At 70.0% G+C, this 25418-nt stretch carries 22 protein-coding genes and 1 tRNA gene; 2 read left to right on the top strand and 21 right to left on the bottom strand.

Translation table 11 applies throughout. The features are described from left to right. Nucleotides 1-17 precede the first annotated feature (17 nt). From AB0300_RS05535 to polA, 5 genes are read right to left on the bottom strand one after another with little or no spacing between them, the layout of a single operon-like run. Nucleotides 18-773: an SGNH/GDSL hydrolase family protein gene (locus AB0300_RS05535; protein ID WP_366215599.1), complete on the bottom strand. Its 756-nt coding sequence runs from the start codon at nucleotides 771-773 to the stop codon at nucleotides 18-20. 28 nt (nucleotides 774-801) lie between these two features. Next, entirely contained in the window at nucleotides 802-2154 is a 1353-nt protein-coding gene (locus AB0300_RS05530; RefSeq protein WP_366215598.1) for an MFS transporter, read from the bottom strand. 51 nt (nucleotides 2155-2205) lie between these two features. Beyond that, complete coding sequence (locus tag AB0300_RS05525; protein WP_366215597.1) at nucleotides 2206-3240, bottom strand: LLM class flavin-dependent oxidoreductase; 1035 nt, start codon at nucleotides 3238-3240, stop codon at nucleotides 2206-2208. Between the two features lie 55 nt (nucleotides 3241-3295). Next, nucleotides 3296-4972 carry a DUF885 domain-containing protein gene (locus AB0300_RS05520; RefSeq protein ID WP_085607518.1) on the bottom strand — a complete coding sequence of 559 codons (1677 nt, stop codon included), beginning with the start codon at nucleotides 4970-4972 and terminating at the stop codon, nucleotides 3296-3298. A 39-nt stretch (nucleotides 4973-5011) separates the two neighbouring features. Beyond that, on the bottom strand, nucleotides 5012-7645 hold the full coding sequence (gene polA / locus AB0300_RS05515; RefSeq protein WP_366215596.1) for a DNA polymerase I: 2634 nt from the start codon (nucleotides 7643-7645) through the stop codon (nucleotides 5012-5014). Between the two features lie 45 nt (nucleotides 7646-7690). On the opposite strand from polA, the gene AB0300_RS05510 reads away from it, so the two are divergent. Next, entirely contained in the window at nucleotides 7691-8119 is a 429-nt protein-coding gene (locus AB0300_RS05510; RefSeq protein WP_025103467.1) for a hotdog fold thioesterase, read from the top strand. Here the strand turns inward: AB0300_RS05510 and AB0300_RS05505 are convergent. Together AB0300_RS05505 and AB0300_RS05500 are read right to left on the bottom strand one after the other, a co-directional pair. Next, nucleotides 8094-8657 (bottom strand): GNAT family protein, encoded by a 564-nt coding sequence (locus AB0300_RS05505; RefSeq protein ID WP_126893180.1) that lies wholly within the window; start codon nucleotides 8655-8657, stop codon nucleotides 8094-8096. The two genes, AB0300_RS05510 and AB0300_RS05505, sit on opposite strands and share 26 nt — an antisense overlap. A gap of 9 nt (nucleotides 8658-8666) precedes the next feature. After that, entirely contained in the window at nucleotides 8667-9284 is a 618-nt protein-coding gene (locus AB0300_RS05500; protein ID WP_025103469.1) for a response regulator, read from the bottom strand. 100 nt (nucleotides 9285-9384) lie between these two features. Between AB0300_RS05500 and AB0300_RS05495 the strand changes: the two genes are divergently transcribed. After that, nucleotides 9385-9470: transfer RNA gene (locus AB0300_RS05495), tRNA-Leu, on the top strand. Nucleotides 9471-9492: 22 nt separating this feature from the next. On the opposite strand, the gene AB0300_RS05490 is transcribed toward AB0300_RS05495, so the two are convergent. The 14 genes from AB0300_RS05490 to hisG form a co-directional block, all read right to left on the bottom strand. Next, entirely contained in the window at nucleotides 9493-10029 is a 537-nt protein-coding gene (locus tag AB0300_RS05490) for an alpha/beta hydrolase (protein WP_366215595.1), read from the bottom strand. 113 nt (nucleotides 10030-10142) lie between these two features. After that, entirely contained in the window at nucleotides 10143-10949 is an 807-nt protein-coding gene (locus AB0300_RS05485) for an alpha/beta hydrolase (protein ID WP_366215594.1), read from the bottom strand. A 110-nt stretch (nucleotides 10950-11059) separates the two neighbouring features. After that, the gene (gene pyk / locus AB0300_RS05480; protein ID WP_025103472.1) at nucleotides 11060-12508 is read right to left on the bottom strand and encodes a pyruvate kinase; all 1449 of its coding nucleotides are present in this window, start codon (nucleotides 12506-12508) and stop codon (nucleotides 11060-11062) included. Between the two features lie 56 nt (nucleotides 12509-12564). Then, complete coding sequence (locus tag AB0300_RS05475; RefSeq protein ID WP_025103473.1) at nucleotides 12565-14031, bottom strand: glutamate synthase subunit beta; 1467 nt, start codon at nucleotides 14029-14031, stop codon at nucleotides 12565-12567. Further along, nucleotides 14024-18547, bottom strand: a complete 4524-nt coding sequence (gene gltB, locus AB0300_RS05470) for a glutamate synthase large subunit (protein ID WP_366215660.1) — start codon at nucleotides 18545-18547, stop codon at nucleotides 14024-14026. The genes AB0300_RS05475 and gltB overlap by 8 nt, the downstream gene beginning before the upstream one ends. 142 nt (nucleotides 18548-18689) lie before the next feature. Further along, complete coding sequence (gene lgt, locus AB0300_RS05465; protein ID WP_366215593.1) at nucleotides 18690-19715, bottom strand: prolipoprotein diacylglyceryl transferase; 1026 nt, start codon at nucleotides 19713-19715, stop codon at nucleotides 18690-18692. Between the two features lie 10 nt (nucleotides 19716-19725). After that, nucleotides 19726-20529, bottom strand: a complete 804-nt coding sequence (trpA, locus tag AB0300_RS05460) for a tryptophan synthase subunit alpha (protein ID WP_366215592.1) — start codon at nucleotides 20527-20529, stop codon at nucleotides 19726-19728. Then, entirely contained in the window at nucleotides 20526-21794 is a 1269-nt protein-coding gene (trpB, locus tag AB0300_RS05455) for a tryptophan synthase subunit beta (RefSeq protein WP_025103477.1), read from the bottom strand. Before trpB ends, trpA begins: the two co-directional genes overlap by 4 nt. Then, complete coding sequence (trpC, locus tag AB0300_RS05450; protein ID WP_025103478.1) at nucleotides 21791-22567, bottom strand: indole-3-glycerol phosphate synthase TrpC; 777 nt, start codon at nucleotides 22565-22567, stop codon at nucleotides 21791-21793. Before trpC ends, trpB begins: the two co-directional genes overlap by 4 nt. Continuing rightward, nucleotides 22567-22797 carry an HGxxPAAW family protein gene (locus AB0300_RS05445; RefSeq protein WP_025103479.1) on the bottom strand — a complete coding sequence of 77 codons (231 nt, stop codon included), beginning with the start codon at nucleotides 22795-22797 and terminating at the stop codon, nucleotides 22567-22569. Before AB0300_RS05445 ends, trpC begins: the two co-directional genes overlap by 1 nt. Nucleotides 22798-22844: 47 nt before the next feature. After that, a complete protein-coding gene (locus AB0300_RS05440; RefSeq protein WP_126893176.1) occupies nucleotides 22845-23435 on the bottom strand; it encodes a Trp biosynthesis-associated membrane protein in 591 nt (196 codons plus the stop codon). Continuing rightward, the gene (hisI, locus tag AB0300_RS05435; RefSeq protein ID WP_025103481.1) at nucleotides 23432-23815 is read right to left on the bottom strand and encodes a phosphoribosyl-AMP cyclohydrolase; all 384 of its coding nucleotides are present in this window, start codon (nucleotides 23813-23815) and stop codon (nucleotides 23432-23434) included. The genes AB0300_RS05440 and hisI overlap by 4 nt, the downstream gene beginning before the upstream one ends. Next, complete coding sequence (gene hisF, locus AB0300_RS05430; RefSeq protein WP_025103482.1) at nucleotides 23812-24573, bottom strand: imidazole glycerol phosphate synthase subunit HisF; 762 nt, start codon at nucleotides 24571-24573, stop codon at nucleotides 23812-23814. The genes hisI and hisF overlap by 4 nt, the downstream gene beginning before the upstream one ends. Continuing rightward, the gene (gene hisG, locus AB0300_RS05425; protein ID WP_366215591.1) at nucleotides 24573-25412 is read right to left on the bottom strand and encodes an ATP phosphoribosyltransferase; all 840 of its coding nucleotides are present in this window, start codon (nucleotides 25410-25412) and stop codon (nucleotides 24573-24575) included. The genes hisF and hisG overlap by 1 nt, the downstream gene beginning before the upstream one ends. Nucleotides 25413-25418: the final 6 nt, after the last annotated feature.

The following is a 25418-nucleotide window of genomic DNA, read 5'->3' as shown; positions in this document are numbered from 1 at the left end:
GCGGGGTACGGCGACGCTCACGCCGGAGACCGTTCGACCCAGGTGGGGTACTTCGCTGCGCGGCCGTCTCCGGACGAGGTCCTCGTCACGCGTCGACGCACCCAGGGCCCGACGAACTCCCGGTAGTAGGCCAGACCCGCGGGGCCGGCGGTCCAGCGATCGAGCGGCGCCCACCAGGCTGCCGGCGGCTCGAAGCCGAGTCCATGCAGCACGCGGGCCGCGACACGATGGTGTCCGGCCGCGTTCATATGAAGCCGGTCCTCCGACCAGTACGCGGGCTTCGAGAGCTCCGTGTCCGGCCAGTTGAGGGCGCGGATCACGTCGGGGCGATCCTCGATCCGCCGCAGGACCGCCTCGGAGAGCAGGTCGCCTCGGCGCTGCACGAGAGAGCCCATCGGAAGCTGCCCGCTGGGGTTGGCACCGGAGAGCAGGATCATCGTCACGCCCTCCTCGTCACACCGTCGCAGCACTCGGCTGAACGCATCGGCGATGTGCTCCACGTCGGTCCGTGGCCGCAGCATGTCGTTGCCGCCGCCGTTGAACGACAGGTGCGTGGGACGGAGGGCCAGCGCGGGTTCGAGCTGCTCCTCGACGATCGGCCAGGCCAGCTTCCCTCGGATCGCCAGGTTCGCGTACTGGATGGGGTGCCTCGCGGCATCCGCCCATCCCTGCGCGGCGATGTCGGCCCAGCCGCGCTCGCGCCCATCGGGGAGCACATCGCCCACGCCTTCGGTGAAGGAGTCGCCTATCGCGACGAAACGTACATCAGCCACGCGCCCAGCCTATTCCCGGTCCCGGACGTCACCGGTCGTCCAGCGCCGCTCCGCTCCGGTCGACGAGTCCCCAGGCGGCGGCCGCCGCGACGAGGAAGCAGGCCGCGAACACGACGAACAGCAGAGGAGCGCCGCCGGCGACGAGGAGGACAGGAACGGCGAGGGGCGCCACGATGGAGGCGATGCGTCCGACCCCCGCGGCCCAGCCCGCCCCGGTGCCGCGCAGCGAGGTCGGGTAGATCTCGGGCGTCACCGCGTACAGCGCGCCCCACGCGCCGAGGGTGAAGAACGACAGGGCCATGCCGGCGCCGATGATCATCGGCACGGTCGTAGCGGTGCCGAAGACGACGGCCGACGCGGTCGCCCCCAGCAGGAAGACCGACAGAGTGATGCGGCGTCCCCACACCTCGATGAGCCAGGCCGCCACGGCGTAGCCCGGGAGCTGCGCGAGCGTGATGACGAGGGTGAACCCGAACGAACGGACGAGGTCGAATCCGGCATCCACGAGAATGCTGGGGATCCAGATGAAGGCCCCGTAGTAGGCGAAGTTCACGGCCAGCCACACGAGCCAGAGACACGCCGTCCGCACGCGGAACTCCGCGTTCCAGAGGGTCGCGAGCCGTGCCCGTGCCGTCTTCGCGATGGCCCGCGACGCCGGTTCCTTCCGGAGGGGCGGGGTGTACTCGACTCCCGCATCGGCCTCGAAGGCCGCCACGATGCGATCCGCTTCCGCGATGCGTCCGCGGGACGCCAGCCAGCGCGGCGACTCGGGCAGACCCCACCGCACGACGAGGGCGTAGACCGCGGGGATCGCGCCGAGCGCGAAGGCCCATCGCCAGCCCGCCTCGGAGGCGGGGATGACGAAGAACCCGATGAGCGCGGAGGCCGTCCAGCCGACGGCCCAGAACGCTTCCAGGATGACGATCAGCCGTCCGCGGATGCGCGCGGGAGCGAACTCGCTTACGTAGGTCGATGCGACCGGCAGCTCCGCGCCGAGACCGAGGCCGACGAAGAAACGCAGCACGAGCAGGGCCGCCACTCCCCCGACCAGAGCACTCGCTCCGGTGGCCACACCGTAGATGAGCAGCGTGAGGGCGAACACCTGCCGACGGCCGAAGCGGTCCGCAAGAAGACCGCCGAGGGTCGCGCCGACCGCCATGCCGACGAAGCCGAGCGAGGCGATCCAGCCGGCCTCCCCCTTCGTGAGATCCCACTGCTGTGAGAGCGCCGCGATGATGAAGGAGATGAGTCCGACGTCCATCGCGTCGAGCGCCCAGCCGACGCCGGAGCCCGTGAGCAGGCGCAGGTGCCGGCGGGTGAACGGGAGGACGTCGAGGCGCTCGGCGAGCGAGGTGCGGCTCGGCAGGGCGGTATCGGCCATGATTCTCATCGTAGGGCCGCCCGTCCCGCCGAGCCGCGAGATGACGCCCGCTCAGTTCCGGTCGGCGAGGAGCTTCCGCACCCGAGGGATCACCTCGGTGCCGTACAGCTCGATGCTGCGCATCATCGACTCGTGCGAGAGGGTTCCCGTCGCGTACTTGAGGTCGAAGCGGCCGAGCCCGAGGGTCGTGATCGTGTCGGCGATCTTCGCGGCGACGCGCTCCGGCGAGCCAGCATAGAGGGAGCCCTCGGGACCGATGTCGTTCTGGAAACGCGCGCGGCTGTAGGGCGGCCAGCCGCGCTCGCGACCGATGGTGTTGTTCATCGCCTCGAAGCCCGGGTAGGCCTCGTCCCATGCCTCCGCGTCGGTGGGCGCAATGTGTCCCGGCGAGTGCACGGCCACCGGGTGAGGGGTCGTCCCGAAGGAGGCGACCGAGCGGTGGTACAGGTCGACGAACGGCTTGAATCGCCCGGCCGGGCCGCCGATGATCGCCAGCATGAGACCGAGACCGTGACGCGCGACACGCACGACGGACTCGGGGCTACCGCCCACGCCGACCCACGTGCGCAGACCCTTCTCGGTCTTCGGGAAGACGTCCGCGTTGTCGAGCGACGGCCGCAGCGACCCGGACCACGTCACGGGCTCCTCCTTGAGGAGCTCGACGAACAGCTCCAGCTTCTCCTCGAAGAGCCGGTCGTAATCGCGCAGGTCGTAGCCGAACAGCGGGAAGGACTCGATGAACGAACCGCGCCCGAGCACGACCTCCGCCCGCCCTCCGGACAGGGCGTCGAGAGTCGAGAAGCGCTCGAACACGCGCACCGGGTCGTCCGAGGACAGCACGGTCACGGCGGTTCCCAGCCGGATCCGTTCGGTACGGGCGGCGATCGCCGCGAGCACGATCTCCGGAGATGAGACCGCGAACTCGCGACGATGGTGCTCCCCCACGCCGAAGAAGTCCACGCCGACCGTATCGGCCAGCTTCGCCTGGGCGACGACGTTCCGGATGGTCTGCGCGCCGCTGAGCAGCTCGCCGTCCCGATCCCGGGTGATGTCGCCGAACGTGTCCAGCCCGAACTCGATGTCCATGTCACACCTTCCTATTCAGGTGAATGGAACGCGCGGCGGGAGGCGGGCATTCCCATCACCGAGGCAGCAGAGCGCTCCGCAGGGTGTCCAGCCCGACGCCGCCCAGATCCAGGGCGCGCTTGTGGAAGCCCTTGAAGCTGAACGCGTCGCCCTCCGCCTGCTGGACGGCGTCGCGGACCTGCTCCCAGATGCGCTGACCGACCTTGTACGACGGCGCCTGACCCGGCCAGCCGAGGTACCGGTTGACCTCGAACTGCACGAACTGGTCCGACATGTTGACGTTGCGACGGAGGAAATCGAGCGCGTAGTCGGCATCCCAGACGCCGTCACCGTCGAGACGGGGCTTGCCGAGGTGCACGCCGATGTCGAGGACCACGCGCGCCGCCCGCATCCGCTGCCCGTCCAGCATGCCGAGGCGATCCGCCGGGTCGTCCAGGTAACCGAGCTGCTCCATCAGTCGCTCCGCATACAGCGCCCAGCCCTCCGCGTGACCGGAGGTGCCGGCCAGCAGCCGTCGCCACGAGTTGAGCTCGGCGCGGTTGTACACGGCCTGGGCGATCTGCAGGTGATGCCCCGGCACACCCTCGTGGTACACGGTGGTGAGCTCGCGCCACGTGTCGAACTCGGTGACGCCCTCCGGGACCGACCACCACATGCGGCCGGGGCGCGAGAAGTCGTCGGTGGGGCCGGTGTAGTAGATCCCGCCCTCCTGCGTCGGCGCGATCATGCACTCCAGGGTGCGGATGGCCTCCGGGATGTCGAAGTGCGAGGCGCCGAGCTCGGCGACCGCGCGGTCGCTGGTCTCCTGCATCCACCGCTGGAGCGCCTCGGTGCCGACGAGCTTGCGGGCGGGGTCCGATTCCAGATGCGCGACGGCCTCCTCCACGGAGGCGCCGGGGAGGATCTCGTTCGCGATCGCCGTCTGCTCGGCCACCATGCGAGCGAGCTCTTCGCGACCCCACTCGTAGGTCTCGTCGAGGTCGATGGTGGCGCCGAGGAATCGACGGGAGTTGAGGGCGTAGAGGTCGCGCCCCACGGCGTCCGTCTCACCGGCCTCGGGCGCGAGCTCCTCGGCGAGGAAGCGCCGCAGCTCCCCGTACGCGACCCGCGCAGCCGCGGAGTTGTCCGCGAGGGTGCGGGCGAGAGAGGCGGGAAGCTGGCCTTCCTCGGGATCGGCGTGCGCGACGAAGGCCGCGAAGAAGCCGTCGTCGGCGATGTAGCGGTCGATCTGCGTCGCGACCTCCGCGACCTGGCGTCGTGCGGGCGTCACACCCTCGGCGATGCCCAGGCGCAGCGTCTCGACGTATCCGCGCAGCGCCGCGGGAACCGCGGAGAGCCGGGTGGAGATGACTTCCCAGTCCTCGACCGTCGCGGTGGGCATCAGGTCGAAGGCGGAGCGGACGTCCTGCGCGGCGGAGGCGATGACGTTCAGATCTCGCAGGTGCCACTTCGCCTCGTGCAGCTCCAGGTCGAGGCGCAGCTCCGCACTGAGGTCGGTCTTGGTCACCTCGTCGATCGCATCGACGGGCTCCAGCGCGGAGAGCGTGTCGAGCGTGGCCCGCGTCGCCGCGGCGATCTCCTCATGACCTTCCGGGCTCAGATCGCCGAACCGGTCGTTGACCTCGGACCGGCCGATGTAGGTGCCGAGAGTCGGCGCCAGAACGGCGATCGTGTCGACCCATTCATCGGCGACCTTGTCGATGGCGGAGGGGGTGCGGGGTGCTGAAGTCATACCTTCCAGCCTAATCCCCGCCCCCGTCCGCCACCGGGATCAGTGCGCGGCTTCGTTCCAGTCCCGACCGCGGCCCACCTGCACGTCGAGCGGCACGGAGAGCTGCGCGGCATCCCCCATCCGTGTGCGGACGATCTGCTCCACCGCATCCCATTCCCCTGCTGCGACCTCGACGACGAGTTCGTCGTGGATCTGCAGCAGCACGCGCGACTCGAGCTTGGCGGCGTGGAGGTCGTCGTGGATGTGGAACAGCGCGATCTTCATGATGTCGGCCGCGCTGCCCTGGATCGGGGCGTTGAGCGCCGCCCGCTCGGCGTTCTCCCGCAGCACCCGGTTGGGGCTCGCGAGATCGGGGAACGGCCGCCGACGCCCGAAGATCGTCTCGGTGTAGCCGACCTCCTTGGCCTTCATCACCGAGGCCCGCAGGTAGTCGCGGACCGCGCCGAACCGTGCGAAGTACTCGACCATGAGCTGCTTGGCCTCGGACTGCTCGATGCGCAGCTGCTTCGAGAGCCCGAATGCGGAGAGGCCGTAGACGAGTCCGTACGACATCGCCTTCACCTTGGTGCGCATCGCCGGCGTGACCTCGGACGGATCGACGCCGAACACGCGGGCGCCGACGAAGCGGTGGAGGTCTTCACCACTGTTGAACGCCTCGATCAGCCCCTCGTCGCCCGAGAGGTGCGCCATGATCCGCATCTCGATCTGCGAGTAGTCGGCGGTGAGCAGGGTCTCGTACCCCTCGCCGACCTCGAAGGCGCTGCGGATGCGCCGCGACTCCTCGGTGCGGACGGGGATGTTCTGCAGGTTCGGATCGGTGCTGGACAGGCGCCCGGTCTGGCTGCCCGTCTGCACATAGGTCGTGTGGACCCGGTGGTCCTCGCGGATGGCAGTGTCGAGGGACTCGATGATCTGCCGCAGCTTCGTCGCCTCGCGGTGCTGCAGCAGCAGGCTGAGGAACGGGTGCGGGTGCGACTCCTGCAGGTCGGCGAGCACCGCGGCATCGGTCGAGTACCCGGTCTTCGTCTTGCGCGTCTTCGGGAGCTGCAGGTCTTCGAACAGCACCTCCTGGAGCTGCTTCGGCGACCCGAGATTGAACTCGCGACCGACGACCGAGAAAGCTTCCTGGGCCAGGGCGTCCGCCCGCGTCGCGAGTTCGGCCGAGAACGTCGACAGCACCTCGTGCGACACGGCGACACCGGCGAGCTCCATGTCGGCGAGCGTGCGGAGCGTCGGCAGCTCGATGTCGCGGAGCACGGCGTCGACCGGCTCCGGCAGATCGTTCCGCAGCGCCTCGGCCACCCGGAGGATGAACCATGCCTCCTGTGAGGGGGTGGCGCCCTCGGTCTCCGGCACGAGCTGCGACGGATCGGCCTCGGGGAGCTTCTCCCCCAGGTAGCGCTGCACGAGGTCGGACAGCGTCTTGTCGGGGAAGCTGGGGCGCAGCAGCCAGCCCGCGAGGCTCGTGTCGTAGGCGAGCCCGTCCAGACGGATGCCCTGACGGAGCAACGCCTTCACCTGCGGCTTGGCATCGTGCAGCACCTTCGGCGCGTCGGACTCCAGCCACGGGCGCAGCGCCGCGGACGCCTCCTCCGACCAGTCGAGCTCGCGCAGCTCGCTCCCGGTGGCGACGCCGACGCGCACAGGTGCGCCCGACTGCACCACGACCCGGAGAGCGACGTCTCCGTCCTGCGCCGCGGCCCAGGCGGCCAGATCCGGGGCGGACACCTGTGCCGGCGTGGGCATCTCGACGACGGAGGCCGGGTCGTCGGCGACCTCGCCCGCTCCGACGGCCTCGAAGACCCGGGGCAGCAGCGTGCGGAACTCCAGCCGGGCGAAGATGTCGCGGACGGCCTCGGCGTCGATCGGGGCGACGGCGAGGTCGGCCGGGGCGACCGGCAGCTCCACGTCGGTCAGCAGGCGGTTGAGCTTGCGGTTGCGGCGGACGTCTTCGATGTGGTCGCGGAGGTTGCCGCCGACCACGCCCTTGATCTCACCGGCACGCTCGAGCAGCTCGTCGAGGGAGCCGAACTGCGTGAGCCACTTGACGGCCGTCTTCTCCCCCACCTTCGGCACGCCGGGGAGGTTGTCGCTGGTCTCACCCACGAGGGCGGCGATGTCGGGGTACTGCTCGGGACGGACGCCGTAGCGCTCCTGCACGGTCGCCGGGTCGTAGCGCTTGAGCTGTGAGACCCCCTGGACGGACGGATACAGCAGCGTGACGTCGTCGGTGACGAGCTGGATGGTGTCGCGGTCTCCCGAGACCACGAGCACGTCGTAGCCCTGGGCCGCCCCCTGCGTGGAGAGGGTGGCGAGGATGTCGTCGGCCTCGATGCCCTCCTGCGTCAGCACCGGGATCGACATCGCCGCGAGGCAGTCCTGCAGCAGCGGGATCTGGCCCTTGAACTCCTGTGGCGTCTCGGACCGGGTGGCCTTGTACTCCGGGTACTCGTCGGTGCGGAACGAGTGGCGGGAGGTGTCGAAGGCGATCGCGAGATGCGTGGGCTGCTCGGCCTTGATCAGGTTGACCAGCATGGACAGGAAGCCGTAGATGGCGTTCGTGTGCTGGTTGTCCTTGGTGGTGAAGTTGTCGACCGGGAGGGCGAAGAAGGCCCGGTAGGCGAGCGAGTGGCCGTCGACGACCATGAGGGTAGGCTTTGCGGAGTCCGTCACCCTGTCAGCCTAACGAGGAGCACGGACACCCGCAGAGGAGGATGCATGAGCGAGGTCGCCACCAGCGAGGGACTCGAGTGGGCGGCCGCCCGCGGCATGGGAGCGCTGGCCGAGAAGATGGGCATGGAGTTCGTCGAGTTCGGCATCGACCGCTGTGTGGCGACGATGCCGGTGGAGGGCAACACCCAGCCGGTCGGTCTCATGCACGGCGGCGCCTACGTCGTGCTCGGCGAATCGCTCGGCTCCATGGCGGCCAACCTGCACGCGGGCGCCGGCCGCCTCGCTGTCGGCGTCGACATCAACGCCACGCACACCCGGTCGGCCACCTCGGGCGTGGTCACCGGAGTCTGCACGCCCGTGCACCTGGGGCGCAGCATCACGGTGCACGAGATCGTCGTGACCGACGATCAGGGCCGGCGCTGCTCGACGATCCGCATCACCAACATGATCAAGGACGCTCCCGCCGCGGACTGAGCGGCTCCTCCAGCAGCAGCTGGAACAGGATGTGGTCCTGCCACTCCCCCGCGATCCGCAGGTACTTCGGGGCGATGCCGATGCGCTCGAAGCCGGTGGCGGCGAGGACCCGCTGCGAGGCGACGTTGTGGAGCAGCGTCGACGCCTGGAGGCGGTGCAGCCGCAGCTCGTCCCGCGCGTGCTCCGCCACGAGGGCGACCGCGCGCCCGGCGAGCCCGCGGCGCAGCCGGGTGGAATCGATCCAGTACCCGAGATCGGCGCTCCAGAACGCACCGCGCACGATGGTGTTGAGGTTGACCCGGCCGCGGATCTCGCCGTCGTCCGAGAGGATCACGAACCGGGAGCTCCGGCCGAGGGCGGCCTCCGCGACGCACTGCTGCGCGTTCTGCTCCTGCCAGTCCTCGGTGAAGAACGCCTCGGAGCGCTCCGGCTCCCACGGGGCGAGGTGCTCTCTGTTCGCGAGATACGCGTGCGCGAGCGCCGCACCGTCGCCGGCGCGGACCGGCCGCAGAACGTGCTCTGCGTCCAGCCGGAGCACCGGAGTGCCTTACTTCTTGGGAGCGAGCTGCTCGATGATCGCCTTGGCGACGTCCTGCATCGTCAGGCGGCGATCCATCGATGCCTTCTGGATCCAGCGGAACGCCTCGGGCTCGCTCAGGCCCATCTTCTCGTTGAGGAGGCCCTTCGCGCGGTCGACGAGCTTGCGGGTCTCGAAGCGCTCGACCATGTCGGCGACCTCAGCCTCGAGGGTGATGATCTGCTCGTGGCGGGCCAGGGCGATCTCGATCGCGGGGAGGAGATCGTTCGGGGTGAAGGGCTTCACGACGTAGGCCAGGGCTCCGGCCTCGCTCGCGCGCTCCACGAGCTCCTTCTGGCTGAACGCGGTCAGCAGCACGACCGGGGCGATGTTGCCCTTGTGGAGCTTCTCGGCAGCGCTGATGCCGTCGAGCTGGGGCATCTTCACGTCCATGATGACGAGGTCGGGACGCAGCTCGGTGGCGAGGGCCACCGCCGTCTCGCCGTCGCCGGCCTCGCCGACGACATCGAAGCCGTTGTCGCGGAGGATCTCGACGATGTCGAGACGGATCAGCGACTCGTCTTCGGCGACGACGACGCGTCGGGGTGCGGATGCCGTGGGCTGCTCAGCCTGTTCTTGCTCGGTCACCCCTCCATCCTAACGGAGAGGTCCCCACCGCCGGCTGAAGACGGCGGGCGCGCGGGGAACCGTCCGTCGTCTGCGCTACAGTCGAAGTCGCGAGACACGGGCCGGCGTGGCGGAATGGCAGACGCGGAGCACTCAAAATGCTTTGTCCGATAGGGCGTGTGGGTTCGAGTCCCACCGCCGGCACCAGCATCGCGGACCGCTCGCCCCGTCACTCGGCGAGTGCGGCGAGTTCGGCCATCACGCGGGGGTGGGCGAGGATGCGGAAGTGTCCGCCCGTCTCCAGGACGACGTTCTTGGCCCCGGCGAGCTCGCTCCCCTCGGGGATGTGCGGATCGAACGCGGCGTAGATCGAGACGATGCGCGCGTTCACGTCGAGCTCCCGCCCCAGCGCGACGATCGAGGGGTCGTCGGGCGCGAAGGCCCGCAGCACCCGTCCGGGCAGGAGCCGCGCGTAGCGGGAGCCTCCGAACGGCGTCGCGATGGCGAGCATGCCGCGGATCCGCGCACCCTCCGGGCCGGTCATCACCAGCTTCCCGGCGAGACCGCCCTTGCTGTGGGCGACGAGGAACACGCCGGAGAGGTCGTGGGTTCGCAGGTAATCGGCCACCTGATCGGCCTCATCCTGCACCGGGAACTGGTTGCGGCGCAGCGCATCCACGACATGGACCGGGTGCCCCCGCTCGTGCAGCGCGACGATGAGCGGCTCCAGGAAGCGCCAGGTCTCGTAGACACCGGCGAGCACCACGAGCGGGGCGCGGTCTCCGGTGGTGAAGTCGTCCGCCTGGTCACGGCCGAAGAACGAGCGGACCTGCCAGAACCCCGCGTAGGCGTAGTCCGCGGCCCACCAGCCCAGGATCCTCAGGACGCTGATCGTGCCCTCCCCCGTCGGATGGGTGCGGCCGGCACCGCCGTCGGCCGTGCTCCCGTCGTGTGGGCCAGGATCGCGGAAGCCACCGCCCGGGGCGCGGACTGCTGCGCGACATGATGGTGACCGGGGATCTCCACCAATCGCGAGACGGCCGCCGCGTCGCGCAGCCGCCGGCACCACGCGCGTCCTGCGATCGGATCGTCGCTCCCCCGGACGACGAGCACCGGCATGGTCAGAGCCGCAACCCTCTCCTCCAGGGGATACGCGAGCATGTGCCGGACCTGGCGGAGATACCACCGCACGCCGCAGCGCAGATAGTCGGTGAAGACGACCGTGTTGATCGCCGGGGTCTCGCCGACGGTGTCGACGGCCAGGGCCCGGGCCTGCGCGCCGAGAGTCCGGTGGGCGTCGTCGGTGACGGGTCCGATCGTCACGACGGTCCGGACATACTCGGGATGCCGCAGCGCCGTCTCCACGGCCCACTGCACGCCCATCGAGTGCCCGACGAGCACGACGCGATCGTCGTCGAGGCTCGCCACCACCTGAGCCAGGCCTGCCGCCATCTGCGGGATGGAGACGTCGAACCGCGGCTTGGGCAGGCCGCCGAAGCCCGGGAGGTCGACGGAGACCACCCTGGTGGTGTCGGCGAGCACGGCGTGCAGCCGCGACAGGTACCGATGCGACATCCCGATCCCGTGCACGAGGACCACGGTCGGGGCGGTGCTGCCGGCGGGCCGCGGACTCTCCAGGATGCGGAACGTCAGCCCGGAGGTGACGAGGAGACGACGGAGGACCATGGCAGCACGCTAACCGAGGCCGCCGTCACGGCCGAGAGGCTTGACGCACCGGCCCGGAGATGACAGAGAGGGGCGAGGCCGAAGCCCCGCCCCTCCCGGAACGCCCTGCGTCAGACGCCGGCCTTGTAGATCGGCGCGGCGCCGCGGAGCGCATCGCCGACCTTGTGCACGCGCAGGTCGTTCGTGGAACCGATGATCCCGGGAGGGGACCCGGAGATGACGACGACCTTGTCCCCCTCGACGGCGAGGCCGTTCCCGAGGAGGTACTCGTCGACCTGGTGGTACATGAGGTCGGTGTGCTGCACCATGTCGACGAGGGTGGATCGGAGACCCCAGGTCAGCGCCATACGACGACGGATGCCGGGCTCCGGCGTGAAGGCCAGCATCGGGATGCGGGAGCGCAGACGGGACAGGCGGCGCGCCGAGTCGCCCGACTGCGTGAACACGCACAGGAACTTCGCGTCCACGAACTCCGCGACCTCGAGGGCCGCGAGCGTGATGGCACCACCCTGCGTGCGGGGCTTCGTCGTGAGCGGCAGGATGCGCTCCAGACCGTGCTCCTCCGTCGACTCGATGATCCGGGCCATCGTCTCGACGACGACGACCGGGTAGTCGCCCACGCTGGTCTCGCCGGAGAGCATGACCGCGTCGGCACCGTCGAGGACGGCGTTGGCGACATCGGAGGTCTCGGCACGGGTCGGCACCGGGCTGTTGATCATCGACTCGAGCATCTGCGTCGCCACGATCACGGGCTTCGCGTTGCGACGGGCCAGCTCGACGGCGCGCTTCTGCACGATCGGGACGGCTTCGAGGGGCAGCTCCACGCCGAGGTCGCCACGGGCGACCATGATGCCGTCGAACGCGTCGACGATCTCTTCGAGCGCGTCGACGGCCTGCGGCTTCTCGATCTTGGCGATGACCGGGACGCGGACGCCCTCCTCCGCCATGATCTCGTGCACGCGGGTCACGTCCGAGGCGTTGCGCACGAACGACAGCGCGATGAGGTCGGCACCGGTCCGGAGGCCCCAGCGGAGGTCCTCCTCGTCCTTCTCGCTGAGCGCGGGGACGTTGACGGCGACGCCGGGCAGGTTGATGCCCTTGTTGTTCGAGACGGCGCCGGCGACGACGACACGCGTGGTGACGGTCACGCCGTCGGTCTCGACGACCTCGACGCGCACCTTGCCGTCGTCGATCAGCAGGAAGTCGCCGGGCTTGACGTCCTGAGGAAGGCCCTTGAACGTCGTGCCGCAGATCTCCTTGTTGCCGATGATGTCCTCGGTGGTGATCTTGAAGATGTCGCCCTTGGCGAGCTCGTAGGGTCCGTCCTCGAAGCGGCCCAGACGGATCTTCGGACCCTGGAGGTCCACGAGGATGGCGACGGCACGACCGGAGTCCTCCGCCGCACGGCGCACGTTCGCGTAGTTGTTCTCGTGCACGGAGTAGTCACCGTGGCTGAGGTTCAGTCGGGCGACGTCCACACCCGCATCGATCAGTGCGCGCACCGTCTCATACGTGGAAGTGGCGGGGCCCAGGGTGGCGACGATTTTCGCGCGTCTCAACATGTCTCCAGGGTAGAAGTGGGGGATTACAAACAGGCGACACTGCCGGCCTCAGCCTACGCGGGCTGGAGGCCGATCGCGACATCGCTCGGGCGCACCGGCTCCGGCAGCACGGTGGTGCCCATGAGGAAGCGGTCGACGTTCGCCGCCGCCGCCCGGCCCTCCGCGATCGCCCAGACGATGAGCGACTGCCCGCGCCCCGCGTCCCCGGCGACGAACACGCCGGGGATCGACGACTCGTAGCTCGCGGCGCGACGGAAGGCGCCGCGCTCGGTCACCTCCGGCCGGGTGTCCTCGGTGTAGCCGTCCTGCTCCGGCCCGGTGAAGCCCATCGCGATGAGCACGAGATCGGCGGGGATCTCCCGCTCCGTGCCGCTCTTGGGCACGCGGCGGCCGTCGATGTACTCGGTCTCGGCCACGCGCAGCGCGCGGACCTCGCCGACGTCGTTCGACAGGAACTCCACGGTCGAGGCGAGGAAGACCCGCTCTCCGCCCTCCTCGTGAGCCGAGGCCACCTCGAAGATCGTCGGCATCATCGGCCACGGCTGGTGATCCGGCCGCGTCTCGCTCGGCTGCTTGCCGATGGCGAGGTTGGTGACGCTGAGCGCGCCCTGGCGGTGCGCGGTGCCGATGCAGTCGGCGCCCGTGTCGCCGCCGCCGATGACGATGACGTGCTTGCCCTCGGCGGTGATCTGGTCCGGGACGGTGTCGCCGGCGACCGCGTGGTTCGACTCGACGAGGTACTCCATCGCGAAGTGGACGCCGTCGAGGTCGCGACCGGGGATCGGCAGGTCGCGCGGGACCGTGGCGCCGGTGGCGATCACGACCGCGTCGTACCGGGCGCGCAGGTCGGCCCAGGAGATGTCCTTGCCGATCTCGACGCCGGCGCGGAACCGCGTGCCCTCCTCCTGCATCTGGCGCAGGCGGGCCTCGAGCTGGCTCTTCTCCATCTTGAAGTCCGGGATGCCGTAGCGCAGCAGGCCGCCGATGCGGTCGTCCCGCTCGAAGACGGCGACGGTGTGGCCGGCGCGGGTGAGCTGCTGGGCGGCGGCGAGACCGGCGGGGCCCGAGCCCACGACGGCAACGGTCTTGCCCGTCAGACGCTCCGGCGGCTCCGGCTCGACCCAGCCCTTGGCGAAGGCCTCGTCGATGATGGAGACCTCGATCTGCTTGATGGTCACGGCCGGCTGGTTGATGCCGAGGACGCACGAGCTCTCGCACGGGGCCGGGCAGAGCCGTCCGGTGAACTCCGGGAAGTTGTTCGTCGCGTGCAGCCGCTCGATCGCCGCGCGGCCCTCCCCGCGCCAGGTGAGGTCGTTCCACTCCGGGATGAGGTTGCCCAGGGGGCAGCCGGAGTGGCAGAAGGGCACGCCGCAGTCCATGCAGCGACTGGCCTGGCGACGGAGCACCGCCTTGTCGCCGGGCTCGTACACCTCTTTCCAGTCCATGATGCGCACGGGCACCGGACGGCGAGCGGGAAGTTCCCGCTCGGTCACCTTCAGAAAGCCTTTGGGGTCAGCCACCGGTCACCTCCAGGATGCGGTTCCAGACGATGTCGCCGTCGGGGTCGATCCCCTCGGCCAGTGCCTCCTCGCGCATGCTGCGCACGGCGGCGAAGTCGCGCGGGAGCACCTTCACGAACTCCGCCGCGCTGGCGTCGAAGTCCTCCAGCAGGGCGGCGGCGCGCGGGGACGCCGTGCGCTCCACATGCTCCACGAGCAGCCCGCGCAGCACTTCGAGGTCGGCGCGGTCCAGCGGCTCGAGCCGCAGCTCGCCGCTGCCGAGCGACTCCGCGTTGACCTTCGCGGTGTCCAGAGCGTGCACGTAGGCCACTCCCCCGGACATGCCGGCGCCGAAGTTGCGGCCGGTCGATCCGAGGATCACCGCGAGGCCGCCGGTCATGTACTCGAGCGCGTGGTCGCCCACGCCCTCGACCACCGCGGTCGCACCGGAGTTGCGGACGAGGAAGCGCTCGCCCACCACACCGGAGATGAACATGGTGCCGGACGTGGCGCCGTACCCGATCACGTTGCCCGCGATGACGTTCTCGTGCGGGGCGATCGCGGAGCCGCGGGGCGGCCGGATCGTGATGTCCCCACCGGAGAGTCCCTTGCCGACGTAGTCGTTCGCGTCGCCCTCCAGCCGGAGGATGATGCCCGGCGGAAGGAACGCCCCGAGCGACTGCCCCGCCGTGCCGGTGAGGGTGACGTCGATGGTCTCCTTCGGCAGACCGGTGGCGCCGTGACGCGAGGTCACCTGGTGTCCGAGCATCGTGCCCACCGCGCGCTCGGTATTGGCGATCGGGAGCTCCACCACGACGGGGTCGCCGTTCAGCAGCGCTCCCTTCGCGATGTCGATGAGCTGCACGTCGAAGTGCTTGTCGAGTTCGTGGTCCTGGGCGCGGCCGCTGCGACGCGGCTCGCCCGCGGGGAACGCCGGTCCCTCCAGCACCGGGCTGAGGTCGAGTCCCTCGGCCTTCCAGTGCGCGATCGCCGCGTTGGTCTCCAGGAGCTCGGTGCGACCGACGATCTCGTCGATCGAGCGGTAGCCGAGTTCGGCGAGCAGCTCGCGCACCTCCTCGGCGATGAACTCCATGAAGTTCACGACGAACTCGGGCTTGCCGGTGAACCGGTCGCGCAGGACGGGGTTCTGCGTCGCGACGCCCACCGGACAGGTGTCGAGGTGGCAGACGCGCATCATGATGCAGCCGCTGACCACGAGGGGCGCGGTGGCGAAGCCGAACTCCTCGGCACCGAGCAGGGCGCCGATGATGACGTCCCGTCCGGTCTTGAGCTGCCCGTCGACCTGCACGACGACGCGATCGCGCATGCCGTTGAGCATGAGCGTCTGCTGCGTCTCCGCGAGGCCGAGCTCCCACGGCGTTCCCGCGTGCTTCAGCGAGTTCAGCGGGCTCGCGCCCGTACCGCCGTCGTGACCGGACACGAGGATGACATCGCTGAGCGCCTTGGCGACACCGGCCGAGACCGCGCCGATGCCGGACTGGCTGACGAGCTTCGTGTGGATGCGCGCCTCGGGGTTGGCCCGCTTCAGGTCGAAGATGAGCTGCTTGAGGTCTTCGATCGAGTAGATGTCGTGATGCGGCGGCGGCGAGATGAGGCCGACCCCCGCGGTGGCGTGGCGGGTCCGCGCGACCCAGGGGTACACCTTGGTCGGCGGGAGCTGACCGCCCTCACCGGGCTTGGCGCCCTGGGCGAGCTTGATCTGGATGTCGTCGGCCTCGGTGAGGTAGAGGCTCGTGACACCGAATCGACCCGAGGCCACCTGCTTGATCGCACTGCGCCGCTCGGGGTCGACGAGACGGTCGGGGTCTTCCCCGCCCTCCCCCGTGTTCGACTTGCCGCCGATCCGGTTCATCGCGATCGCGAGCGTCTCGTGCGCCTCCTTGGAGATGGAGCCGTAGCTCATCGCCCCCGTGGAGAAGCGCTTGACGATCGCCGAGACGGGCTCGACCTCGTCCAGCGGCACGGGCTTGCGCGTGCCGGTCCGCAGCGAGAACAGGCCACGCAGCGTCTTCAGCTCAGCCGCCTGGTCGTCGACGAGCTTCGTGTACTCGCGGAAGATGTCGTAACGGCGGGTCCGCGTGGAGTGCTGGAGCTTGAACACCGTCTCCGGGTTGAAGAGGTGCGGAGAGCCGTCGCGTCGCCACTGGTACTCTCCTCCGGTCCACAGCCGCTCGTGAGCACGGGCCGCGGCATCCTCCGGGTAGGCGTAGTCGTGGCGGGCCTGGTTCTCGGCGAAGATCTCCTCGATCCCGATGCCGCCCAGCTTCGACTCGGTACGCGTGAAGTAGGCGTCGATGAACTCCTGGCTGAGGCCGACCGCCTCGAACACCTGCGCGCCCGCATAGGACGACACCGTGGAGATGCCCATCTTCGACATGATCTTCAGCACGCCCTTGCCGAGCGCGTAGATGAGGTTCTTCACGGCCTTCTCCGGGGAGATGCCCGTGATGTAGCCGGTCCGCACGAGGTGCTCGACCGTCTCCATGGCCAGGTAGGGGTTGATCGCCGAGGCACCGTAGCCGATAAGCGTCGCGACGTGGTGCACCTCGCGAACGTCGCCGGCCTCGACGATCAGACCGACCTTCATCCGGTTCTCGCGCCGGATGAGGTGGTGGTGGATCGCCGACACCATGAGCAGCGACGGGATCGGGACGAGATCCTTGTTCGAGTCGCGGTCGGACAGGATGATGAACTCCGCGCCGTCCTCGATGGCCCGATCGACCTCGGCGCACATCTCGGTGAGGCGCTCGGCGAGGGTGTGGGGTCCCGCGTCGAAGTGGTACAGGCCGCGGATCGTGGCGCTCGAACGCCCGGGCAGGGCCTTGTCGATGTGCCGGATCTTCGCGAGCTCGTCGTTGTCGATGACCGGGAAGTCGAGCGACACCGTGCGGGTGTGCTCCGGACCCCAGGTCAGCAGATTGACCTCAGGGCCCAGACCGAGCTTGAGACTCGTGACAACCTCTTCGCGGATCGAGTCGAGCGGCGGGTTGGTCACCTGCGCGAACTGCTGCGTGAAGTAGTCGAAGAGCAGCCGCGGGCGCTTGCTGAGCACGGCGATCGGGGTGTCCGATCCCATGGCGCCCAGCGGCTCGACACCCGTCTGGCCCATCGGGGTGAGGAGGATGCGGACCTCCTCCTCCGTGTACCCGAAGGTGCGCTGCCGCCGGGTGATCGAGGCCGGCGGGTGCACGATGTGCTCGCGCTCGGGGAGGTCGGCCAGGCGGACGGAACCGGCGTCGAGCCACTCCTGCCACGGGTGCATCGTCGCGAGATCGTGCTTGATCTCCTCATCCTCGACGATCCGGCGCTGGGCTGTGTCGACGAGGAACATCTTGCCGGGCTGCAGCCGGCCGCGGCGCTTGATGCGCTCCGGCTCGAAGTGCAGGACGCCGGTCTCGGAGCCGATGACGACGAGCCCGTCGGTGGTCTCCGTCCAGCGTCCGGGGCGCAGGCCGTTGCGGTCCAGGGTCGCGCCGACGAGCGTGCCGTCGGTGAAGATGAGGGCGGCCGGGCCGTCCCACGGCTCCATCTGGTTGGAGTGGTACTCGTAGAACGCGCGCAGCTCCGGCGAGATGTCGGCCTGCTTCTCGTAGGCCTCCGGCACCATCATCATGATCGCGTGCGGCAGGCTGCGGCCGGTGAGGGTGAGCAGCTCCAGCACCTCGTCGAACGAGGCGGAGTCGCTGGCGCCGTCGGTGCAGATGGGCAGCAGGGGCGAGATGTCGCCGAGGAGCTCGGACTCGAGCTGCGACTGGCGGGCGCGCATCCAGTTGCGGTTGCCGCCGACGGTGTTGATCTCGCCGTTGTGGGCCAGCATCCGCAGCGGCTGCGCGAGCGGCCACGAGGGGAACGTGTTCGTCGAGTACCGCGAGTGCACGACGGCGAGCTCGGAGGCGAAGCGCTCGTCCTGGAGATCCGGGTAGAACGGCTCGAGCTGGAGCGTGGTGACCATGCCCTTGTAGCCGAGCGTGCGGCTGGACAGGGAGACGAAGTAGGCGCCGAGCTCGTGGCCCGCGCGCTTGCGGAGGCGATAGGCGACGCGGTCGAGCGCGATGCCGGTCAGCGGCGCATCGGCGAGAGTGGCGCCGCCGGCGCTCACGAAGAGCTGCTCGAACGCGGGACGGGCCTCGTCGGCGAGCTTGCCGAGGTTCTCGTTGGCCGTGGGGACCTCGCGCCAGCCGAGGACGCGGAGCCCCTCCGCGCGGGCGATCTTCTCGATCCCTGCCTTCTGCTGGCGGCGCTCGCTCGAATCGCGAGGCAGGAAGGCCAGCCCGGCCGCGTACTCCCCCACGGGCGGCAGTTCGAAGCCGGTGACCGCGCGGAGGAATTCGTCCGGCATCTGGGTGAGGATGCCGGCTCCGTCCCCGGTGCCCGCGTCGGACCCGATGGCCCCGCGGTGCTCCAGGTTGCGCAGGGCCTCGAGGGCCAGCGCGATGATGTCGTGCCCGGCTTCGCCGCGCAGCGTTGCGACCATGGCCAGGCCGCAGGCGTCCTTCTCGAACGCCGGGTTGTACATGCCCTGCTTCGGGGGGTATGCGCCGGAGGCGCCGTAAGGGGGCTGGAAGTACACCAGTTACCGTCCTCAGATCTTCAGTGAAACCCGGGGACGTCGTCGGCCCGCTCGTTCAGTGCAATGGTTCTCCCGCCGCGAGTCGGCGTTATCGGGAGCCGTCCCCGCTCGAGGGAGCAGCGCTTGTGGCAGTGGCTCCGGCGGCGACTTCTTCGGCCGGAGGCTCGCTCACGTCCACGAAATCAGAGGGATTGTCCTGCGATTGTACATCAGCGTCCACGTCCTTCCGTCCGCGGCCCGGCTGGTACGGCGAGGGCTCGAGACCGGGGTGACGGCGCGTCTGCACCACGAGGATGACGAGGCCGAGGACGACGCCGATGATGGCGGCCCAGACGTTGCTGCGCAGGCCGAGGACGATCTCGCTCGGGTCGATGCGGATCGACTCCCACAGGATGCGTCCGGCGCTGTACCAGATGAGGTAGATCGCGAAGAGGCGCCCCCACTGGAAGAACAGCTTGCGTCCGAGCCACAGCAGCACGAGGACGCCGAGGCCGTTCCAGATGACCTCGTACAGGAAGGTCGGGTGGAAGAGGGTGCCCTCGGGGAGACCGGGAGGGAAGGCCGAGTTCGTGGACTCGATCTCCAGGCCCCACGGGAGCGAAGTCGGCAGGCCGAAGAGCTCGTGGTTGAACCAGTTGCCGAAACGTCCCATCGCCTGCGCGAGAAGCAGCCCTGGCGCGAGCGCGTCCGCGAACGTCCAGAAGCGGATGCCGGTCCACCGGCAGCCGAGGTAGGCGCCGACGGCGCCGCCGATGAGGGCGCCGAAGATCGCGATGCCACCCTCCCAGATCGCCCAGACCGAGCCCGGCTCGAAGGGGTTCCAGGTGTTCTTGCCCTCGCCGAAGTAGAAGTTCGGGTGGGTGAGGACGTGGAAGATGCGCGCGCCGATGATCGCGAGCGGCACCGCGAGGATCGCGATGTCGATGACCACCCACGGCTCCGCGCCCCGCTTGGTGAGGCGGTGATTGGTCATCAGGACGGCGACGATGATGCCGGCGATGATGCAGAGCGCGTAGAAGTGGATCCGGAGCGGACCGAGGTCGACGTACGACACGGGCGGGCTCGGGATGCTGGCGAGCACGCCGGCGGCGGTGCTGTGGAGCGCGGAGGACATGAGTGCGATCCTACTTCTCTGAGGCGAAGCGCGCCGACGCGGTGCCGGCGGCCAGGGTTCGGGTGACTTCGGCGAGAGCGGGCACACCGCCGTCGCGGAGGGCGCGGACGAGGGCGGTGCCCACGATGGCGCCGTCGGCGTACTCGGAGACGCCGGCGATCTGCTCCGGGGTCGAGATGCCGATGCCCACGCAGGCGCGATGGGCACCGTGGTCGCGGAGCCGCGACACGAGGGTGCGTGCCGCACGGTCGAGCTCGGCCCGCTCCCCCGTGATGCCCATGGTCGAGACGGTGTAGACGAAGCCCGTCGAGGACCGCACGACGAGGTCGAGGCGCTCGTCCGACGAGGTCGGAGCTGCGAGGAAGACCCGGTCGAGACCGAGCCGCTCGCTGGCCGCGATCCACTCGCCGGCGGCCTCCGGGGTGATGTCCGGGGTGATGAGACCCGCGCCGCCCGCGGCGAGCAGGTCCTCGGCATACCGGTCCACCCCGTGCTGCAGCACGGGATTCCAGTAGGTCATCACGAGGACGGGGACGTCGGTCGCGGCGGTGATCGCGCGGATGGCGGTGAAGAGGTCCTTCATCCGGAAGCCCGCGGCGAGGGCCTTGGTCGTCGCCTCCTGGATGATGGCGCCGTCCATGACGGGATCGCTGTAGGGCGGCCCGAGCTCGATGATGTCCACGCCGTTCTCGGCGAGGGCGATCGCGGCCTGGATGCTCGTCTCCAGGTCGGGGAAGCCGACGGGCAGGTAGCCGACGAAGGCGCTGCGGCCGGCGTCGTGCGCGCGCTGAATGGCCTGTTCGACGCGGCTCACAGCTGCGGCTCTCCCTTCGAGGCCGCGTCCTCGGCGGCGCTCTCCTCGGACACGTCGTGCGCGAGGGCGTCCTCGTCGTAGAGCTCGAAGTAGCGGGCGGCGGTGTCCATGTCCTTATCCCCGCGGCCGGAGAGGCAGATGGCGATCAGGCCGTCCGGGCCGAGCTCGCGGCCGATCCGCAGGGCGCCGGCGAGGGCATGAGCCGACTCGATCGCGGGGATGATGCCCTCGGTCCGGCTCAGCAGCCGCAGCGCCTGCATCGCCTCGTCGTCCGTCGCCGGGATGTACTCGGCGCGGCCGATGTCGGCCAGCCACGAGTGCTCGGGGCCCACGCCCGGGTAGTCGAGACCGGCGGAGATCGAGTGCGATTCGACGGTCTGGCCGTCTTCGTCCTGCAGCACGTACGTCTTCGCGCCGTGCAGCACGCCGGGGCGGCCGCGCTCGATCGAGGCGGCGTGCTTGTCGGTGTCGACGCCGTCGCCGGCCGCCTCCACGCCGTACAGGCGCACGCCCTCGTCGTCCAGGAACGCGTCGAACATGCCGATCGCGTTGGATCCGCCGCCGACGCAGGCGACGACCGCGTCGGGAAGCCGGCCGACCTCGTCGAGGATCTGGGCGCGAGCCTCTTCGCCGATGATCTTCTGGAAGTCGCGGACCATCGCCGGGAACGGGTGCGGGCCGGCGGCGGTGCCGAAGATGTAGTTGGTGGTCTCGACCGAGGCCACCCAGTCGCGGTAGGCGTCGTTGATCGCGTCCTTCAGCGTGCGCGAGCCCGAGGTGACCGCGACGACCTCGGCGCCCAGCAGACGCATGCGGGCGACGTTCAGCGCCTGGCGCTCGGTGTCGACCTCGCCCATGTAGATGGTGCAGTCGAGGCCGAACAGCGCGGCGGCGGTCGCCGTGGCGACGCCGTGCTGACCCGCTCCGGTCTCGGCGATGACCCGGGTCTTGCCGAGGCGCTTGGTGAGCAGAGCCTGGCCCAGCACGTTGTTGATCTTGTGCGAACCGGTGTGGTTGAGGTCCTCGCGCTTGAGGAAGACCCGCGCGCCGCCCGCGTGCTCAGCGAACCGGGGCACCTCGGTGAGCGCGGACGGACGCCCGGCGTAGGAGGACAGCAGATGGGCGAGCTCGGCACGGAACTCCGGGTCGGCGATGGCCTCCTCGTAGGCGACCGTCAGCTCGTCGATCGCGGCGACCAGGGACTCCGGCATGTACCGTCCGCCGAACTCGCCGAAGAACGGACCGTGCTGGTCGCGCAGACTCACTTCGCCTCCAGGAAGCTCTCGAGAGTGGCGACCGGGTCTCCGGTCACCAGGGCCTCGCCGATCAGCACGACGTCGGCACCGGCCGAACGGTAGTGCGCGACATCGGCGGGGGTGAGCACCGCGGACTCCGCGATCTTGATCGCCGAGTCGGGGATGCGGTCCACGAGCCGGCCGAACAGATCGCGGTCGAGCTCGAGGGTCTTGAGGTTGCGGGCGTTCACGCCGATCAGGGCGGCGCCGAGGTCGATCGCGGCCTCCAGCTCCTCCGCCGAGTGGGTCTCGACGAGCGGCGTCATGCCGAGCTCGAGGATGAACCCGTACAGGTCGCGGAGGACGTCCGGCTCCAGGCCCGCCACGATCAGGAGGACGAGGTCGGCACCGGCGGCACGCGCCTCGAGCACCTGGTACCGGGTGGCGATGAAGTCCTTCCGGAGCACGGGCAGCGAGACCCGGGCAGTGACCGCCTCCAGATCGGCGAGACTGCCGCCGAAGCGGCGCTCCTCGGTGAGGACGCTGATCGCGGAGGCGCCACCGGTCTCGTAGAGCGCGGCCTGGTGCGCGGGATCCGGGATCTCCGCGAGGGCACCGCGGGATGGACTCGCCCGCTTCACCTCGGCGATGATCTTCACCCGGTCGGCGGGAGCGAGGTACGACAGCGCGTCCTTCGCCGCGGGGCGCGCGAGGGCGTCACGCTCGACGACCGCGAGCGGACGGGACTGGGAGCGACGCTCGGCGTCTGCGACAGCGCCGGCCGTCAGGTCGGCGAGGACCACTAGTGCGCCTTCGGAGCGTACTTGGGACCCTTCACGCCGTATCCCGCCTTCGCGAGCACCCAGCCGACGATCGCCCCGATCGGGATCAGTGCGGCGGCGATCCACACCAGGGTCGGCTGCTCGAAGCAGAACGCGACGGTCGCGGCAGCGAAGCCGACGAGCATGATCACGACGGCGGTCCAGGCCGCAGGCGAGTGTCCGTGGCCGGGGTCAGCGATCGGGTTGGTCATGTTCTCCTCCGGGGACGACGTGGGGATCTGGGTTCAGTCTATCGGGGTCAGCGCGTCGGGTCGGACCCGCGGGACAGCTCGTCCCAGGAATCGACCGCGTCGACGGGACCGTCGTGCGGCGCGTCGCTCGGCGCGTCGGTGCGATAGCGACGGCCGCCGGCCTTCCAGCGCCGCCAGGTGGTCAGCACGACGACGGCGGCGACGAGCAGGATCGCCCAGCCGACGAGGGCGAGGAACGGCCAGGCCGACGGCACGATGCTCGCCGCGACCTCGTGGACGGCTCCGCTCCCGGCGAGTCCCGTCGTCTCGGTGACGGTCGCAGCGACAGCGCCGTACGCGTCGCCGAGGAGGAGCTGCAGCGTGGACCAGCCCAGGAACAGCGCGGCCGCGGCGGCCAGCACCCCGAAGACGACGCGCACGACCCGGCCGGCGATCGAGAGGGCGGCACCGAGCGCCAGGACCGCGAGGCTCAGCGGGGCGAGGAGCACGAGGGCGGAGGCTCCGGGGACGAGGATGTCCTCCCCCGCGTCCGCGCGCTGCACCGTGAACCAGGTCTGCGTGGAGGAAACGATCCCGATGGCGCCGGCCAGCAGGAACCCCGTCACGGAGAGGGAGCGTCCGCGCTGCGCGATGCTCACGAGGCGGCCACCCCGTCGAGGGCGCCCAGGTCCGTCGTGTCGAAGCACGTCCGCGTGCCGGTGTGGCACGCGGGGCCGGTCTGGTCGACGAGGAGCAGGAGCGCATCCCCGTCGCAGTCGAGCCTGGCCTCCCGCACGACCTGGATGTGGCCGGACGTGTCGCCCTTGCGCCAGTACTCCTGCCGCGAGCGGGACCAGTAGGTCGCACGACCGGAGGTGAGCGTGCGGCGCAGCGCCTCGGCATCCACCCACGCGAGCATGAGCACCTCACGCGAATCCCACTGCTGCACGATGACCGGGGCGAGCCCGTCGGCGTTGAAGGCGACCTGCGCGATGCGGTCGTCGACGGAGACCTCGTCCTGCTTCGGCGTGTCGGTCATCGGACGAGCACTCCTTCCGCGCGCAGCGCATCCTTCACGTCGCCGACGGTCAGGGCTCCGGTGTGGAACACGCTGGCCGCGAGCACGGCGTCGGCGCCCGCCTTGATGGCCGGAGCGAAGTCGGTCGCCCGTCCCGCACCGCCGGAGGCGATCACGGGGATCGGCGCGACTTCGCGCATGAGTCGGACGAGCTCGAGATCGAAGCCGTCGCGAGTGCCGTCGGCGTCGATCGAGTTCACGAGCAGCTCCCCCGCCCCGCGCTCCGCGGCCTCGCGCGCCCAGTCGAGCGCGTCCAGCGTGGTCTGCGTGCGACCGCCGTGCGTGGTGACGACGAAGCCGGAGCGCGTCGTGTCGGCGCGCTTGACGTCGAGCGAGAGCACGAGCACCTGGGCACCGAAGCGATCCGCGATCTCGCCGATGAGCTCGGGACGGGCGATCGCCGCGGAGTTCACGCCGACCTTGTCCGCACCGACGGCGAGGAGTCGCGCGACGTCGTCGACGCTGCGCACCCCGCCGCCCACCGTCAGCGGCACGAAGACCTGCTCCGCGGTGCGCTGCACGACGTCGTAGGTCGTGGCCCGCGCGTCCACCGTCGCGGTGACGTCCAGGAACGTGATCTCGTCGGCACCCTGGGCGGCGTAGTGGCGGGCGAGCTCCACCGGATCGCCCATGTCGCGGAGGTTCTCGAAGTTGACGCCCTTGACGACGCGACCGTCGGCGACGTCGAGGCACGGGATGACGCGACTCGCGAGGGCCATCAGAGCCTCGCCGCGTGGATCGCCGTGACGAGGATGGCCCGGGCGCCCAGGGCGTACAGGTCGTCCATCACCTGGTTGACCCGGCGACGCGGGATCATGACGCGCACGGCCACCCAGGCCGGGTCGCGGAGCGGCGAGATGGTCGCGGACTCGCGACCCGGGGCGATGGCCACGGCCTGATCGACGAGCTCGGTGGGGAGGTCGTAGTCGAGGAGCACGTAGCGCCGCGCGACCATGACGCCGCGGAGTCGGCGCAGCAGCGTCTCCACGCCGTCGGCCTCACCGGGACGGCTGATCAGCACGGCCTCGGACTCCAGGATCACGGGGCCGAAGATCTCCAACCCCGCCTGGCGCAGGGTGGTGCCGGTGGACACCACGTCGGCGACCGCGTCGGCGACACCGAGGCGCACGGCGGACTCCACGGCACCGTCGAGCTGCACGAGCTCGGCGTTCACCCCCTGGTCGCGGAGGAAGGAGCCGACCAGATCCGGATAGGCGGAGGCCACGCGGACGCCGTCGAGATCCTGGACGGAGGTGAAGCGTCCGGGAGGACCCGCGAAGCGGAACGTGGACGCCCCGAAGCCGAGCTGCTCGATCTCGCGCGCCGGCTGCTGCACGTCGAGGAGGAGATCACGACCGGTGATGCCGACGTCGAGGGCGCCGGAGGCCACGTAAGTGGCGATGTCGCGCGGGCGGAGGAAGAAGAACTCGACGTCGTTCTCGGCGTCGATGACATGCAGGGTCTTGGGGTCGCGGCGGCCGGCGTAGCCCGCCTCCGCGAGCATCTCGGCGGCGGTCTCGGAGAGCGAGCCCTTGTTGGGAACGGCGATGCGCAGCATGAACGG

The organism is Microbacterium sp. NPDC078814 (assembly GCF_040702645.1).
In the GTDB taxonomy this organism is placed as follows: domain Bacteria; phylum Actinomycetota; class Actinomycetes; order Actinomycetales; family Microbacteriaceae; genus Microbacterium.
The sequence above is the reverse complement of the archived record's forward strand: the minus strand, read 5'-3'. Positions and strand labels throughout refer to the sequence as shown.

Bases quoted from the DNA above. Each gene is read 5' to 3' on its own strand.
- AB0300_RS05530 (WP_366215598.1), bottom strand. From the start codon at position 2,154: ATGGCCGATACCGCCCTGCCGAGCCGCACCTCGCTCGCCGAGCGCCTC.
- hisG (WP_366215591.1), bottom strand. From the start codon at position 25,412: ATGCTGCGCATCGCCGTTCCCAACAAGGGCTCGCTCTCCGAGACCGCC.
- AB0300_RS05485 (WP_366215594.1), bottom strand. From the start codon at position 10,949: ATGGTCCTCCGTCGTCTCCTCGTCACCTCCGGGCTGACGTTCCGCATC.
- AB0300_RS05510 (WP_025103467.1), top strand. From the start codon at position 7,691: ATGAGCGAGGTCGCCACCAGCGAGGGACTCGAGTGGGCGGCCGCCCGC.
- AB0300_RS05520 (WP_085607518.1), bottom strand. From the start codon at position 4,972: ATGACTTCAGCACCCCGCACCCCCTCCGCCATCGACAAGGTCGCCGAT.
- gltB (WP_366215660.1), bottom strand. From the start codon at position 18,547: ATGTACAACCCGGCGTTCGAGAAGGACGCCTGCGGCCTGGCCATGGTC.
- AB0300_RS05445 (WP_025103479.1), bottom strand. From the start codon at position 22,797: ATGACCAACCCGATCGCTGACCCCGGCCACGGACACTCGCCTGCGGCC.
- hisI (WP_025103481.1), bottom strand. From the start codon at position 23,815: ATGACCGACACGCCGAAGCAGGACGAGGTCTCCGTCGACGACCGCATC.
- AB0300_RS05525 (WP_366215597.1), bottom strand. From the start codon at position 3,240: ATGGACATCGAGTTCGGGCTGGACACGTTCGGCGACATCACCCGGGAT.
- lgt (WP_366215593.1), bottom strand. From the start codon at position 19,715: ATGTCCTCCGCGCTCCACAGCACCGCCGCCGGCGTGCTCGCCAGCATC.
- hisF (WP_025103482.1), bottom strand. From the start codon at position 24,573: ATGGCCCTCGCGAGTCGCGTCATCCCGTGCCTCGACGTCGCCGACGGT.